Here is a 15,228-nt window from a genome sequence, read left to right on the forward strand (position 1 = left end):
ACAGGAACTACCATGAAAAAAACGCTAATCCTTATCACCAGTTTGATGTTGTTCGTGACATCCGCTCATGCTGCTCGCATCAAAGATGTGGCGCAAGTAGCCGGTGTGCGTAGTAACCAACTGGTAGGCTACGGTTTAGTTACGGGTCTACCTGGAACGGGTGAATCAACGCCTTTCACTGATCAAAGTTTCAATGCCATGCTGCAAAACTTTGGTATTCAATTACCTCCTGGTACTAAGCCAAAAACCAAAAACGTTGCTGCTGTTATCGTTACCGCAGAGCTACCGGCCTTCTCTAAGCAAGGTCAGAGCATTGATGTCACCGTTTCTTCTATAGGTGCAGCCAAGAGTTTGCGTGGTGGTACTTTGATGCAGACTATGCTTAAAGGTCTTGATGGGCAAATTTACGCGGTTGCTCAAGGTAACCTAGTTGTGAGCGGTTTTAGTGCAAACGGTGCGGATGGTTCTAAAATTGTAGGTAACAACCCAACCGCCGGTATGATTTCAAATGGTGCGATGGTTGAGCGAGAAATCCCAACGCCATTTAGCCGTGGCGACTACATCACCTTTAATCTTCTTGAATCTGACTTTACCACAGCGCAGCGTATGGCGGATTCAGTTAATAATTTCTTGGGTCCCCAGATGGCGCAAGCCATCGATGCCACATCGATAAAAGTACGTGCTCCTCGTGATACTAGCCAGCGTGTTGCTTTCTTATCTGCGATTGAAAATCTAGAATTTAACCCAGCGGAAGGCTCAGCGAAAATTATCGTTAACTCACGCACAGGTACGATTGTGGTCGGCAAACATGTCCGCTTGAAAGCTGCCGCGGTAACGCATGGCGGCATGACGGTCGCGATCAAAGAGAATTTAAATGTTAGCCAGCCAAATGCATTTGGTGGTGGCAATACTGTAGTGGTGCCAGATACTGATATTGAAGTGACTGAAGAGCAGGGCAAAATGTTCAAGTTTGAACCGGGTTTGACGTTAGATGATCTCGTTCGGGCGGTGAATGAAGTGGGCGCAGCGCCTTCTGATTTGATGGCAATATTGCAGGCACTGAAACAAGCAGGTGCCATTGAAGGTCAACTGATCATTATCTAAGGGGCTGGTATGATTAATAATGGCAACGATATTGGCTTTATCCATGATATTGCAGGGTTAGATAAGCTTCGCCAACAAGCGACAAAGGGCGATGAAGGCAGCGAAAAAGCTGCATTAACTGCCGCAGCTAAGCAGTTTGAAGCGATCTTTACCACCATGCTATTTAAGTCGATGCGAGACGCTAACGCGACATTTGAGTCAGGTTTGATGGACAGCCAAAACCAACAGTTTTACCGTCAGATGATGGATGAGCAGATGTCGAGTGAGCTGAGTGCTTCTGGTTCACTAGGACTTGCCGATATGATTGTTGCGCAACTCAGCACTGGTTCGATCGAGAATAAAGGGGCTGACAGTGGCAGCGATAATTTTTCACACGTGATGGAAAAAGTTGATCGCGTGCGTCAAGCGCAAGCCGAACGTCAATTGAACGCTGCACCTCAGATAGCGAAAGCAGAGAAAGCTCAGCCGGCTCGTTTTGATTCACCCGAATCTTTTGTCTCTTCAATGAAACCGTATGCTGAAAAAGCCGCTAGCGCGCTGGGTGTTGATTCATCATTACTCCTAGCTCAAGCTGCTTTAGAGACAGGTTGGGGGCAAAAAATGGTGGCAAATGGTAGAGGCAGCAGCAATAACCTATTTAACATTAAAGCAGACAAAAGTTGGGATGGCGGCAAGGTGGCAACGCAAACTTTGGAATACCACCAAGGCGTACCGGTGCAAGAAAAAGCAGCCTTCCGTGCTTATCAAGATTATGAACAAAGCTTCAATGACTATGTTCGTTTCCTTAATGAAAACCCACGCTATACGATGGCATTGCGGCATGATGGCAATTCCGAGCAGTTTATTCGAGGTATTCATCAAGCTGGTTATGCAACTGACCCTCAATACGCAGATAAAGTGTTACGTGTTAAAGAAAAAATCGATCAAATGTAATCAAAGCGGACTCAAAGAGTTCGCTTTTTAGTCTTCCTCTCCCTTATAGAATAAGCTGTTTAAGTATTCCCTCCTTTCTGGCACACATATTGCAAAATATCTAATTAGTTATTCAGTTTAGGCTGATTTTATCAGGTTTTCGGGGGCACTATGGCGTCGGATCTTCTGGGTTTAGGTACACAAAGTGTATTAACGGCTCAGAGACAACTCAACACTACAGGTCATAACATTTCCAATGTGAATACAGAGGGCTATAGTCGCCAATCTGTGATTCAGGGAACCAGTGACCCACGCCAGTTTGGCGGGCAAACCTATGGAATGGGCGTGCATGTGGAAAATGTTCGCCGCTCATGGGATCAGTTTGCCGTTAATGAGTTGAATTTATCGACCACCAACTACGCTAACCGTCGAGACACAGAAGAAGACTTAGAGATGATTTCTGGTCTTCTTTCATCAGTGTCCTCTAAAAAAATTCCTGAGAATCTTAACAGCTGGTTTGACGCCATTAAGTCTCTAGCCGATAGCCCAAACGATGTGGGCTCACGTAAGATCGTCTTAGAAAAAGCAGGTTTGATTGCGCAAAATCTCAATGACTTCCATCGAGATGTTAGTCGTCAACATGACGTTGCCAACAAGAAGCTTGAGTTAGGCGTGGAGCGAATGAACCAGATTGGTACTGAAATTCGCGATATCCATCGATTGATGATGCGAAAACCGGGTCCACACAATGACCTGATGGATACCCACGAAAAACTCATTGCTGAGTTGTCAGAGTACACCAAGGTTACCGTAACACCACGCTCTAACCGTGAAGGTTTTAATGTTCATATTGGTAACGGGCACACTTTGGTTTCAGGCACTGAAGCGAGCAAATTGTCCTTGATTGATGGTTTTCCTGATGCACAACAACGTCGCTTAGCGATGATAGAAGGTCAGGGGATTAAACCTATTTCCAGTAAAGATATTGACGGAAAAATCGGTTCAATGCTTGATATGAGAGATGACAAAATTCCTTATGTTTTGGATGAATTGGGTAAAATGACGATTGGTTTTGCCAATGCAGTCAACCACCTCCAATCGCAAGGGCTAGATTTAAAAGGTAACGTTGGTGATAATATTTTTACCGACGTTAACTCAGCAATTGCCGTTAAATCTCGTGTGGTTGCCGCTTCTAATTCTAATGCGGATTTAGAGGTGTACATTGACGATATAAAACCACTGAAAACCGGTGAGTATTCGCTGCAATATGATGGTAGTGATTATGTTGTCACTCGTCCAGATGGTGCCAAAGAGCAAGTGGCAGTTAACAACAACGCCATCAGCATTGATGGCATGCGTATTCAGATCAATCAAGACTTAGCAAGTGGGGAACGAGTATTTATTCGACCAACTCGCTCTGGTGCCGGGCAAATACAGCTTGTCACTAAGGATGCGGCAAAGATTGCCGCTCAAAGCTATGAAGCATCAACTACGTTTGCTCAAGGCAAAGCGGTTTTTGAAATTGAAAAAGCTGGAGCCTTAAAAGAATTTGAAGTGATTGTCTCACCAGATGGTTCACAATTTGCCGTTACCGATACGCGCGGCAATGTTTTGCAGCAACCGCAACCTTATCCGCCTACCGGAGCTGTGACAGTTCAAGGAACCTCTTTTACCCTTTCGGAAGGGGCAATGCCTAACGATAAGTTTACCGCTAACCTCGTGCCTTCAGAAGGTGGTAACGGAAACCTGCGCAAGATGTTATATCTCCAAACAGACAAACACCTCAATGGCGGCGACTCGACGGTGATCGACATCTACCATGACCTCAATACCAATATCGGTTTGAAATTGTCAACAGCATCTAAGTTGACCGATGTCTCTCGTATTGAAAAAAACTCCGCAGAGGAGCGTATCGCTTCGATTTCAGGGGTTAACTTGGATGAAGAAGCTGCCAACATGATGAAGTTTCAACAAGCTTATATGGCGTCATCTCGAGTGATGCAAGCGGCGAATGAAACATTCGATACGATCTTGGCGTTAAGGTAGGAAGGTGAGTAAATGATGAATCGAATTTCGAGCTTTCATAATTACCAGTCGGTACAAAATGACCTTCGTCGACAAGAAGGCAAAGTGCATCATAATCAAGCACAACTGGCGTCTGGTAAAAAACTACTACAGCCGAGTGATAACCCACTGGCAACGCATTACATTCAAAACATTGGTCAACAATCAGAACAGCTAAATCAATATGTGGATGGTATTGTTTTAACGCGCAGCCGTTTAGAACACAACGAAGTGATGGTCTCTAACGTAGAAGAGTACGTGGATGAAGGCAAACGAACTGTGATGGAAATGATCAATGGTTCGCTATCTCCGGAAGATCGCTTTGCAAAACAGCGTGAGCTCGAAGAGCTATTTAGTAATGTGCTAACGGTAGCTAATACTCAAGATGAGTCGGGTAACTATGTGTTTTCAGGAACTAAAACGAAAATGCAGCCATTTTTTAGCGATAAAGTGGGCAATGTTAGTTATTTCGGCGATGACTATCAGCGCAAAATGCGCATCTCGAATAGTCAAGAAATGCCGGTTAACTTCCCGGGTAATAAGTTGTTTATGGAGATTGATAATCCATTTGGTGATTACCAGCCCAGTTATCAACTCAAAGAAGGTTCTGAATTACTATTAGAACGCGCTCTTAATCTTGATGAAAGTGACACCTCAAATTACAAAGTTACTTTTGTTGATATGCCTGACAATAAGTACGGTTATCAACTAGAAAAAGATGGCAGTGTCGTCAAAGCGGATATTTTTGAACCGTCGGAAGGCATTAAATTTGCTGATCTTTCAATACAAGTCAGAGGACAAATCACCAAAGGTGATGCGATAGAGTTATCGCCACAGAAGAACTTTAGCTTGTTTGATACTTTTAAAAATGCTCAAGAGCTCTCTGAAGGCTCTGTGTCTGATACATCGAACACCGCCGAATTACATCAAGTAACAGAAGAATTTCACGCAGCTTTTATTCATATGAACAAAGCTCGTTCTGAAGTGGGTGCGCGTTTGAGTACATTAGATATTCAAGAGCAACAACATGAAGACTTCAAAATGACTTTAGCTAAATCAAAAAGTAATTTTGAAGATCTTGATTATGCTGCAGCCATTATCGAATTTAACGAAAATTCTCGAGCTTTGCAGGCTTCCCAACAAGCTTTTGGTAAAACCAAAGATTTAACCCTGTTTAACTACATCTAAGCCTTATGTGCAATGCCATAAGTGCAACTGTGTAGGAGTAGTACAGTGTGCCCAATAAAGACAAAGTAAGTTGAGGCTAATTACTGTGGCAATAGGGGCAAAAAAGCGGCAATACAACAGTGGTCCGCTTATTAGTTATCATAAAACAGAGCAATGCATTTAGATAGGCTGTGCATTAAGTTGTTGTTTTTGAAGTGGTAAAATTATATTTAGTGAAATTAAACAAAGTTGGCATGTTAATTGGATTAATTGAACTAAGAGTTACACTAAACGGTTTTTAAGTGGGTAAATAACCTGCTTAGCGAGTCATTTACGGTCAGTGCTTCCAAATGAGATTAAGCTGACCGCTTCGCGAGTACTTGCGAACTCACTAGGAGAGCAACCTATGACCATTACGGTAAATACTAACGTCGCTGCTATGACAGCTCAGCGTTACTTAAATAAAGCGACGGGTGACCTGAACACTTCTATGGAGCGTCTGTCATCTGGTCAACAAATTAACAGCGCAAAAGACGATGCGGCAGGTTTGCAGATTTCAAACCGTCTAACTGCACAGTCTCGCGGTCTTGATGTTGCTATGCGTAACGCGAATGATGGCATTTCGATCGCACAAACGGCCGAAGGGGCGTTGAATGAATCAACCAGTATCCTTCAGCGTATTCGTGATCTTTCGCTTCAATCTGCGAATGGTACTAACTCAGGATCTGAGCGCCAAGCGATCAATGAAGAAGTGACTGCGTTACAAGATGAATTGAATCGTATTGCTGAAACGACATCTTTTGGTGGTCGTAAGCTTCTAAATGGTTCATTTGGTGAAGCGTCGTTCCAAATTGGTTCTAGCTCAGGTGAAGCTATGATCATGGGACTGACAAGCGTTCGTGCCGATGATACTCGTATGGGCGGTCAAAGCTTTGTCGCGACTAATGGTAAAGATAACACCTGGGGTGTAGAGACCGGTAAAAACGATATCACAATCGACTTTACGACTAAGAGTGGTGAAGTGGTTAGCCTTGCGGTTCAAGCGAAAATCGGCGATGACATCGAAGAACTGGCGACTTACCTAAATGGTCAAACAGACTTGCTTAAAACCTCTGTTGATGAAGACGGTAAATTGCAGATGTTTGCTGCTGAACCAAACTTGCAAGGTAGCATCACTTTTGGTGGCGGATTAGCATCAGAGCTTGGTCTGACTACGGGACCGGGTACAAAGGAAACAGTACAAAGCATCGATGTGACTTCGGTTGGTGGCGCTCAGAATTCGGTGGGTATCATTGACTCAGCACTTAAGTACGTTGACTCACAGCGAGCTGACTTGGGTGCAAAACAAAACCGTCTAAGCCACAGCATCAATAACTTGGCAAACATCCAAGAAAACGTTGAAGCATCAAATAGTCGTATTCGTGATACTGATTTCGCGAAAGAAACGACTGCGATGACAAAAGCACAAATTCTGCAACAAGCTGGTACTTCGATTCTGGCTCAAGCAAAACAGTTGCCTAACTCTGCAATGACACTATTGCAGTAACAGTAAGTACTCTTATTCACGGTTTCCCAGACGTGGGGTGATTAAGAGCTTACGGCAAACATAAATAAATTGATGATGAGGCTCTCTCTCAAACCTGCCTCTGAATGATGTTTATTTATGTCATGGAAGCCAAGTTGTGATCATTTCTCTCGATCTCCACGCTGGCAACCTCCATAGCCCCGGTTCTCTCAAAGGAATGGGGCTTTTCTTTGCCTAAAATATGGCATGAACCTCTTTCTCCACCCCCCGATGCAACCCATCCTTTACTATTTCTTAGCATTAATTCAATGAGTTAAAAACTTTAGCTTTTTTTTTAGTCTTTTCGATACTGTTCAATTATTTGCCACTAAATGACGTATATTTAGTCGATTTCTGTAAATGCTCTAAAGTTAATCAATTCACCGTCGTTACTAAGGTTACATTTGAGAGAACTTTTGGTTTACCGAGACGTCGGAAACCGTTCGGAACTTCCGCAACAACGGAAATCAATAGGAGAACCACCATGGCGGTGAATGTAAATACAAACGTGTCAGCGATGACAGCACAACGTTACTTAAATAGTGCAACTAGCGCACAGCAAACATCAATGGAGCGTTTAGCTTCAGGCTCTAAAATCAATAGTGCTAAAGATGATGCAGCGGGGATGCAGATCTCAAACCGTTTGAACGTACAAAGTCGCGGTTTAGATGTAGCGGTTCGCAATGCGAATGATGGTATTTCGATTGCGCAAACAGCTGAAGGTGCAATGAACGAAAGCACTAACATCCTACAGCGTATGCGTGATCTGTCATTACAATCAGCGAATGGTTCAAACTCGAAATCCGAGCGTGTGGCGATACAAGAAGAAGTTACTGCACTGAATGACGAACTGAACCGCATTGCTGAAACGACTTCATTTGGTGGTAACAAACTACTGAATGGCACGTTTACTACTAAATCAATGCAGATTGGTGCCGACAATGGCGAAGCCGTCATGCTAACGATACAAGATATGCGCAGTGATAATGCGATGATGGGTGGTAATAGCTACGTATCTGCGACGGCTAAACCGCCAACTTGGACGGTAGAGGGCGGTACAGATGCGTTAGACATCACAGTGACTGACAAAATTACAGGTGTGGATAAAACCATCAATATTATTGCAAAAGAAGGTGATGATATTGAAGAGCTGGCGACCTATATCAACGGTCAAACAGACATGGTAACAGCATCGGTAAGTGATGATGGCAAATTACAACTGTTTAGCGATAACAATAAGATTGAAGGCGAAGCGACGTTCGCTGGTTCATTGGCGACAGATCTAAATATTGGCGCTGCTAAGGCGGTAACCGTTGATAATATTGATGTGACGTCAGTCGCGGGTGCACAAGAATCGGTAGCAGTTGTTGATGCTGCACTTAAGTTTGTGGATAGCCACCGTGCCGAATTGGGTGCATTCCAAAACCGCTTTGAGCATGCAATCAATAACCTTGATAACATCAATGAAAATGTTAATGCATCGAAGAGCCGTATTGCAGATACTGATTTTGCCAAGGAAACAACAGCATTAACTAAGTCTCAGATCCTTAGCCAAGCATCTAGCTCTATATTGGCACAAGCGAAACAGGCGCCAAACGCGGCACTTGGTCTACTCGGCTAATCTATGCTTTCGTTATTATTGTAAATCCAGCCTTCGGGCTGGATTTTTTTTGCCAATATACCCAAGATGCAGGATTCAGAGTCTTATAACTGGTTCCAGTTCAAGGAAAACAACTCTTGCTGAACTAAGCATCTTTAGGTTACTTGGGTATAGATCATGCTGAACAAGACCTTAGCGCGAGATTGATTTTAAAGTGAGAGTTTTGCGTATGTAGATAGAAATTGAGGATAGGGGGCTATTGAGTGCGTTAAAAAGCACAAAACCCAGTACAAGACTGGGTTTAATGATGATGGTGCGGTCGGAGAGACTTGAACTCTCACACCTTGCGGCGCCAGAACCTAAATCTGGTGCGTCTACCAATTCCGCCACGACCGCAGCAAGCTTTTACTCTAGCGAAGAGTGTGGTTAAAAAGACGATTGGTGAGTCTTAGTAACGTTGTCATGTCGACGAATCAACATGTTTAAATAATGGCAGGTCTACCTGGATTCGAACCAGGGAATGCTGGCATCAAAAGCCAGTGCCTTACCGCTTGGCGATAGACCTACAGAAGTAATTTACGAATAAATCACTTTAATAATGGTGCGGTCGGAGAGACTTGAACTCTCACACCTTGCGGCGCCAGAACCTAAATCTGGTGCGTCTACCAATTCCGCCACGACCGCAGCAAAYYTTTATAGTTAARAAGACATTGGTTATCTTAGTAACGTTGTCATGTCGACGAATCAACATGTTTAAATAGTGGCAGGTCTACCTGGATTCGAACCAGGGAATGCTGGCATCAAAAGCCAGTGCCTTACCGCTTGGCGATAGACCTACAGCAGTAATTTACGAATAAATCACTTTAATAATGGTGCGGTCGGAGAGACTTGAACTCTCACACCTTGCGGCGCCAGAACCTAAATCTGGTGCGTCTACCAATTCCGCCACGACCGCAGCAAATCTTTATAGTTAAGAAGACATTGGTTATCTTAATAACGTTGTATGGTGGCTACTACGGGATTTGAACCTGTGACCCCATCATTATGAGTGATGTGCTCTAACCAGCTGAGCTAAGTAGCCAATATGTGCACGATAAAAATATCGTATACATTTTAAATCATGGTGCGGTCGGAGAGACTTGAACTCTCACACCTTGCGGCGCCAGAACCTAAATCTGGTGCGTCTACCAATTCCGCCACGACCGCGCACCTAATCATCGAGAGAAATACAAAACCTCAATGACATTCCCTATTGAAGGGGAATAATGGCAGGTCTACCTGGATTCGAACCAGGGAATGCTGGCATCAAAAGCCAGTGCCTTACCGCTTGGCGATAGACCTGCAGAGATAACTTAATTAAATCAAGTTATTTAAATCATGGTGCGGTCGGAGAGACTTGAACTCTCACACCTTACGGCGCCAGAACCTAAATCTGGTGCGTCTACCAATTCCGCCACGACCGCATGATTTGTTTATAAAGCATTTCAAGATGGTGCGGTCGGAGAGACTTGAACTCTCACACCTCGCGGCGCCAGAACCTAAATCTGGTGCGTCTACCAATTCCGCCACGACCGCATCTTGAATCTACTTCTAATTAATCTCTTGGTATAAAGACTAACTGTTTTAATATGGTGGCTACTACGGGATTTGAACCTGTGACCCCATCATTATGAGTGATGTGCTCTAACCAGCTGAGCTAAGTAGCCATCTTTTCGAGCGAGACAATATAATACATTCTCACTCTTAGTGACAACCCTTTTTATTAAAAGGTTTGCCGCTATAAATAGTGGCAGGTCTACCTGGATTCGAACCAGGGAATGCTGGCATCAAAAGCCAGTGCCTTACCGCTTGGCGATAGACCTACAGCAATAACTTACGAATAAGCTATTTAAACAATGGTGCGGTCGGAGAGACTTGAACTCTCACACCTTGCGGCGCCAGAACCTAAATCTGGTGCGTCTACCAATTCCGCCACGACCGCATCTATTCCTGATTATTTTAAACAAACAAAATAAAAAACAATTAGGAATGGTGGCTACTACGGGATTTGAACCTGTGACCCCATCATTATGAGTGATGTGCTCTAACCAGCTGAGCTAAGTAGCCAATACCATGTTTTTTCCGCCCCTTTCATCACATCGCTGTGTTGTCGGGAACGGGGCGCATTATGCGTATATGCGTGAAATCCGTCAATAGTTTTTTCGAAGAAATTTGGATAAATGAATCGTTCGATTCCTTTTTAAACAAAGAGGCGCGTTAATGATCTAAAACTGCTAACAAAATGACAGCACCTTGGTAATTATTAAGGTCGTGATATTGTAGGTATAAAAAAAGCCAGCATATTAGCTGGCTTTTAAACTCAATGACTTGCGCAAAAAATGTGCAGTTATTTATACATTGAAGCGGAAGTGAACCACATCGCCATCTTTTACGATGTATTCCTTACCTTCAAGACGCCATTTACCTGCGTCTTTCGCACCACTTTCACCGCTAAATTCAATAAAGTCGTTGTAACCAACAACTTCTGCACGGATGAAGCCTTTTTCAAAGTCAGTGTGGATCTTACCTGCTGCTTTAGGTGCTGTTGCACCAACAGGGATTGTCCATGCACGAACTTCTTTAACGCCCGCTGTGAAGTAAGTATGTAATTCGAGTAGCTCGTAACCTGCGCGGATAACGCGGTTTAGACCAGGCTCTTCAATACCCATGTCAGAAAGAAACTCTTCGCGTTCTTCTTCTTCTAGCTCAGCCATTTCAGATTCGATCGCAGCACAAACTGGAACAACAACGTTATTCTCTTTTGCTGCAAATTCACGAACGGCGTCAAGATATGGATTATTTTCGAAGCCATCTTCACTTACGTTAGCGATGTACATCGTTGGTTTTAGCGTAAGGAAGTTCAGGTATTCGACTGCGGCAAGTTCTTCTTTCGATAGAACAACAGTACGAGCCATGCCGCCTTCAGTTAATATTGGAAGCAGTTTTTCTAGTACGATGATTTCAAATTTCGCGTCTTTGTCGCCGCCCTTTGCTTTTTTCGTATTACGGAAAATAGCACGCTCACAAGAGTCTAGGTCAGCCAGTGCAAGCTCTAAGTTGATCACTTCGATATCTTCGATAGGTGATACTTTACCAGCAACGTGAATAATGTTTTCGTTCTCAAAACAACGAACAACGTGACCAATCGCATCAGTTTCGCGGATGTTTGCTAGGAATTTGTTACCTAAGCCTTCACCTTTTGATGCACCAGCAACTAGACCTGCAATGTCTACGAATTCCATCGTAGTCGGCAGTACTCGCTGAGGGTTCACAATTTTTGCCAACGCATCTAGACGTAGATCTGGCACAGGAACCACACCAGTATTTGGTTCGATAGTACAAAACGGGAAGTTTGCAGCTTCGATACCCGCTTTAGTTAATGCATTGAACAGAGTTGATTTACCAACGTTTGGTAGACCAACGATGCCACATTTAAAACCCATGATTGTAACCTTATTCAGCTTTGAACGTGTGTAAGCGGTTTTGTGCTTTGCTTAGGCCATCTTTTATCAAGATGTCTAGACAGCGAACAGCTTCATCAGCCGCTGCATCTAACAGCTCTTGCTCATTAGCCGGAGCTTTCCCTAATACAAAACCCGCCACTCTATCTTTGTGTCCCGGATGGCCAATGCCAATTCGAAGACGATAAAAATCTTTGTTGTTGCCTAGTTTGCTAATGGTGTCACGTAGACCGTTGTGACCGCCATGCCCGCCACCTTTTTTAAATTTGGCGACGCCAGGAGGTAGGTCAAGCTCGTCATGAGCGACCATGATTTCTTCTGGTTGAATTTGGTAGAACTTCGCTAGCGGGGCAATAGCTTTGCCAGATAAGTTCATAAATGTGGTAGGGATCAATAGGCGAAGATCCTCCCCATTTACCATGATACGTCCAGTAAGACCAAAGAACTTTGGCTCATTCTTTAGCGTCACGTTATGAACGCGTGCTAACTCCTCCACAACCCAAGCACCCGCATTATGGCGAGTCTTTGCGTATTCAGGGCCAGGGTTAGCTAGTCCAACAAGAAGTTTGATCTGTTGAGTCAAGGTTGGGATCTCTCTGGAATATCAAAAAGCGCAGTATGATAGCACACAAATCCTGCCTCGGGCGAGGTGTCGATAATGGGCATGCTTTACTTAAAATTTAGCAATAAAAAAACACCCCTAAAAAGGGGTGTTTTCAATTCGGTCTAATCAAGAAGAGATTAGTTGAACATTGCAGAGATAGACTCTTCGTTGCTAATGCGACGAATAGCTTCTGCTAGCATGCGAGATAAGCTTAGTGTGGTCACTTTGCCTGTCGCTTCCATCTCTTTAGACAAAGTGATTGAATCAGTCACGATCACTTGGTCTAGAACAGAGTTTTTAATGTTCTCAGCGGCGTTACCAGAGAAAACAGCGTGAGTTGCGTATGCGAATACACGCTTAGCGCCACGTTCTTTCAATGCTTCAGCTGCTTTACATAGCGTACCACCTGTATCAATCATGTCATCTACGATCACACAGTCGCGACCTTCAACATCACCGATAAGGTTCATTACTTCAGACACGTTTGCACGTGGACGACGCTTATCAACGATAGCGATGTCAATGTCACCTAGCGCTTTCGCAGTAGCGCGAGCACGAACAACACCACCTAAATCTGGAGAAACCACAACAGGGTTATCTAGACCACGAGTTTGCATGTCTTCCAGCAAAACCGGTGTACCGAAGATATTGTCTACAGGTACATCGAAGAAGCCTTGAATTTGCTCAGCGTGTAGGTCGATAGTTAGAACGCGGTCAACACCAACGTTGGAAAGGAAATCCGCTACAACTTTCGCAGTGATAGGCACACGAGAAGAACGTACACGACGATCTTGGCGAGCGTAACCAAAGTAAGGGATTACTGCTGTAATACGGCCCGCAGAAGCGCGGCGCATTGCATCAATCATCACGACAAGTTCCATTAGGTTGTCGTTAGTTGGTGCACAAGTAGATTGGATGATGAATACATCACTACCACGTACGTTTTCGTTAATTTGAACAGCGACTTCGCCGTCAGAAAAACGAGATACAGTGGCGTCACCAAGTGAGATGTAAAGACGATCAGCAATGCGTTGGGCTAGTACAGGTGTAGCGTTACCAGCAAATAGCTTCATATCAGGCACGGTGGAAACCTCGGGGTTGCGTCCAGTTTTTAAATAGATGATTTATGGGCTAAACGGTAATTAGCCAGTGTCTGGTGTAGAGACGAAATGTTATTTCCTTTCGCCACAAACGCCGACACAGTGTCAGATAATTGCGCGAGCACGTTTTGTGCATCGTTTTCGCTCAAAAATTCAGCGAAAACACACGATCCAGTACCCGTCAGTCTTGACGGCGCGTATTGTAGCAGCCATGAAAGTTGCTTATCAACCTCTGGGTACAGCATTCGGACAATTATTTCGCAATCGTTTTCGTAATTATCCTCAAGAAGCACGGATAATGGGCGTTTGGGCGTGTTTCTGGTCAAATCAGGATGAGTAAAAATATCGACGGTGGCGATGCTTACATTTGGTCTTATGACTAAGTACCACTTCTCTTTTGGTTCAACCTTGATTATTTCTTCACCAACACCTTCAGCGAAGGCGGCGTGACCGCGAACAAAAACAGGAACATCTGCGCCAAGTTTGAGCCCAATGGCAGCCAGTTCATTGTCATTGCATTGGGTCTGCCACAAGTGATTTAGCGCGACAAGGACGGTAGCTGCATTGGAAGACCCGCCACCGATCCCTCCACCCATTGGCAGAATTTTGTTCAGTTCAATATGTGCGCCATATTGGCAGCCAGTAAACTGTTGAAGTGCCGTTGCAGCGCGCCAAATTAAGTTATCGTGCAAGGCGACACCTGGAATCTCTGGTGTAAGCGTAATTTGACCACTGGTATTGGCTGTGATAGTGAGCTCATCATTGTAATCAAGAAATTGAAACAATGTTTGCAACTCATGGTAGCCATCTGGGCGACGACTTGTCACATAGAGGAAAAGATTCAGTTTTGCTGGTGAAGGCCAGTACGTGGTTTTACGAATCATTACTTCAAAGTCCACTTAGAGATCACCAAATTGATAGTGGTGTCATCTTGTTTAAGTTTGAGTTTATAAGGAACAGGGAGATCTGAACCTAAAAATGGTGCGTCTTGATAACTTGAATAGATTAGCTTCCAAGTTTGCCCATTAATATTTTTAGTCAGGGATGCCAAAGTTTGCGTATCATTGACGGTGAAATTATCAGCGTTGGTTGGCTTCCCCAGCAACCAATCGTTGAGTTGCTCTACGGGAATATTTAGCCCAGTGAGGTTGGCAATTAAACGATCAGCGCTCACATCTGTAAAGGTTTCATTATTGTAAGTTTCAACCCTGGCACCGGCGGCATTAATGTTCATGTTCAGTACCGTTTGTCCAAGAAACGTAGTCAGCCTCAAATCACTCGCTTTTGGAGAGTTTTGCCAATAAAAAGAGAGCGACTCTCGTTGTTTCGGGGCAATGTAGCCAAGTTTACCTGCGGCTTTGTAATCGCGAACCAGTTCTAATCTTTGTTGGTGCGCTTGCCATTCCACGCTGGTATTACTGTTTTGTATAGAACTACAACCAGTTACCAATATGGAAAAAAACAGCAGTAGGGGGAGTTTTGATGGAAGTCGCAGAGACATAGCGGACTGATTTCCTTATTCAACCAAATTTGGACGAGTTACTATACCATTGAAAAAAATTGTTACCCTTGTTTCAGTAAGTAAAATGCCCACTTTGCAGCCAGATTCAACC

The 15,228-nt window shown here is 44.0% G+C and carries 11 protein-coding genes and 14 tRNA genes; 6 read left to right on the forward strand and 19 right to left on the reverse strand.

Annotated features, from left to right (window positions below):
* Positions 1-12: 12 nt before the first annotated feature.
* The 6 genes from L4C38_RS01165 to L4C38_RS01190 all read left to right on the forward strand — a co-directional run bounded on the left by L4C38_RS01165 (position 13) and on the right by L4C38_RS01190 (position 8,432).
* A complete protein-coding gene (locus tag L4C38_RS01165; protein WP_428795703.1) occupies positions 13-1,104 on the forward strand; it encodes a flagellar basal body P-ring protein FlgI in 1,092 nt (363 codons plus the stop codon).
* Between the two features lie 9 nt (positions 1,105-1,113).
* Positions 1,114-2,037 (forward strand): flagellar assembly peptidoglycan hydrolase FlgJ, encoded by a 924-nt coding sequence (flgJ, locus tag L4C38_RS01170; RefSeq protein WP_428795704.1) that lies wholly within the window; start codon positions 1,114-1,116, stop codon positions 2,035-2,037.
* Positions 2,038-2,187: 150 nt separating this feature from the next.
* The gene (flgK, locus tag L4C38_RS01175) at positions 2,188-4,062 is read left to right on the forward strand and encodes a flagellar hook-associated protein FlgK (RefSeq protein ID WP_428795705.1); all 1,875 of its coding nucleotides are present in this window, start codon (positions 2,188-2,190) and stop codon (positions 4,060-4,062) included.
* 12 nt (positions 4,063-4,074) lie between these two features.
* Entirely contained in the window at positions 4,075-5,268 is a 1,194-nt protein-coding gene (gene flgL / locus L4C38_RS01180; RefSeq protein ID WP_428795706.1) for a flagellar hook-associated protein FlgL, read from the forward strand.
* 385 nt (positions 5,269-5,653) lie between these two features.
* On the forward strand, positions 5,654-6,793 hold the full coding sequence (locus L4C38_RS01185; RefSeq protein WP_428795707.1) for a flagellin: 1,140 nt from the start codon (positions 5,654-5,656) through the stop codon (positions 6,791-6,793).
* A 502-nt stretch (positions 6,794-7,295) separates the two neighbouring features.
* A complete protein-coding gene (locus L4C38_RS01190) occupies positions 7,296-8,432 on the forward strand; it encodes a flagellin (RefSeq protein WP_428795708.1) in 1,137 nt (378 codons plus the stop codon).
* Positions 8,433-8,722: 290 nt separating this feature from the next.
* Here L4C38_RS01190 and L4C38_RS01195 read toward each other — a convergent pair.
* The 19 genes from L4C38_RS01195 to lolB form a co-directional block, all read right to left on the reverse strand.
* A tRNA-Leu gene (locus L4C38_RS01195) sits at positions 8,723-8,807 on the reverse strand.
* Positions 8,808-8,901: 94 nt separating this feature from the next.
* Positions 8,902-8,976: transfer RNA gene (locus tag L4C38_RS01200), tRNA-Gln, on the reverse strand.
* A 34-nt stretch (positions 8,977-9,010) separates the two neighbouring features.
* A tRNA-Leu gene (locus L4C38_RS01205) sits at positions 9,011-9,095 on the reverse strand.
* 77 nt (positions 9,096-9,172) lie between these two features.
* A tRNA-Gln gene (locus tag L4C38_RS01210) sits at positions 9,173-9,247 on the reverse strand.
* 34 nt (positions 9,248-9,281) lie between these two features.
* A tRNA-Leu gene (locus L4C38_RS01215) sits at positions 9,282-9,366 on the reverse strand.
* Between the two features lie 49 nt (positions 9,367-9,415).
* Positions 9,416-9,492: transfer RNA gene (locus L4C38_RS01220), tRNA-Met, on the reverse strand.
* A 40-nt stretch (positions 9,493-9,532) separates the two neighbouring features.
* Positions 9,533-9,617 (reverse strand) — tRNA-Leu (locus tag L4C38_RS01225).
* A 60-nt stretch (positions 9,618-9,677) separates the two neighbouring features.
* A tRNA-Gln gene (locus L4C38_RS01230) sits at positions 9,678-9,752 on the reverse strand.
* 37 nt (positions 9,753-9,789) lie between these two features.
* A tRNA-Leu gene (locus L4C38_RS01235) sits at positions 9,790-9,874 on the reverse strand.
* A 27-nt stretch (positions 9,875-9,901) separates the two neighbouring features.
* Positions 9,902-9,986 (reverse strand) — tRNA-Leu (locus tag L4C38_RS01240).
* Positions 9,987-10,040: 54 nt separating this feature from the next.
* Positions 10,041-10,117, reverse strand: a tRNA-Met gene (locus tag L4C38_RS01245).
* Positions 10,118-10,198: 81 nt separating this feature from the next.
* A tRNA-Gln gene (locus L4C38_RS01250) sits at positions 10,199-10,273 on the reverse strand.
* A 34-nt stretch (positions 10,274-10,307) separates the two neighbouring features.
* Positions 10,308-10,392 (reverse strand) — tRNA-Leu (locus L4C38_RS01255).
* 48 nt (positions 10,393-10,440) lie between these two features.
* Positions 10,441-10,517: transfer RNA gene (locus L4C38_RS01260), tRNA-Met, on the reverse strand.
* Positions 10,518-10,801: 284 nt separating this feature from the next.
* Positions 10,802-11,893, reverse strand: coding sequence for a redox-regulated ATPase YchF (gene ychF, locus L4C38_RS01265; protein WP_428795709.1), 1,092 nt, complete (start codon positions 11,891-11,893; stop codon positions 10,802-10,804).
* A gap of 10 nt (positions 11,894-11,903) precedes the next feature.
* Positions 11,904-12,494 carry an aminoacyl-tRNA hydrolase gene (pth, locus tag L4C38_RS01270; RefSeq protein WP_428795710.1) on the reverse strand — a complete coding sequence of 197 codons (591 nt, stop codon included), beginning with the start codon at positions 12,492-12,494 and terminating at the stop codon, positions 11,904-11,906.
* Between the two features lie 158 nt (positions 12,495-12,652).
* Entirely contained in the window at positions 12,653-13,597 is a 945-nt protein-coding gene (locus L4C38_RS01275) for a ribose-phosphate pyrophosphokinase (RefSeq protein WP_005595057.1), read from the reverse strand.
* A gap of 29 nt (positions 13,598-13,626) precedes the next feature.
* Positions 13,627-14,499, reverse strand: a complete 873-nt coding sequence (gene ispE / locus L4C38_RS01280; protein ID WP_428796009.1) for a 4-(cytidine 5'-diphospho)-2-C-methyl-D-erythritol kinase — start codon at positions 14,497-14,499, stop codon at positions 13,627-13,629.
* The gene (gene lolB, locus L4C38_RS01285) at positions 14,499-15,116 is read right to left on the reverse strand and encodes a lipoprotein insertase outer membrane protein LolB (RefSeq protein ID WP_428795711.1); all 618 of its coding nucleotides are present in this window, start codon (positions 15,114-15,116) and stop codon (positions 14,499-14,501) included. The genes ispE and lolB overlap by 1 nt, the downstream gene beginning before the upstream one ends.
* Between the last annotated feature and the right edge of the window lie 112 nt (positions 15,117-15,228).

The sequence above is a fragment of the Vibrio kasasachensis genome, assembly GCF_050337565.1.
GTDB lineage: Bacteria > Pseudomonadota > Gammaproteobacteria > Enterobacterales > Vibrionaceae > Vibrio > Vibrio kasasachensis.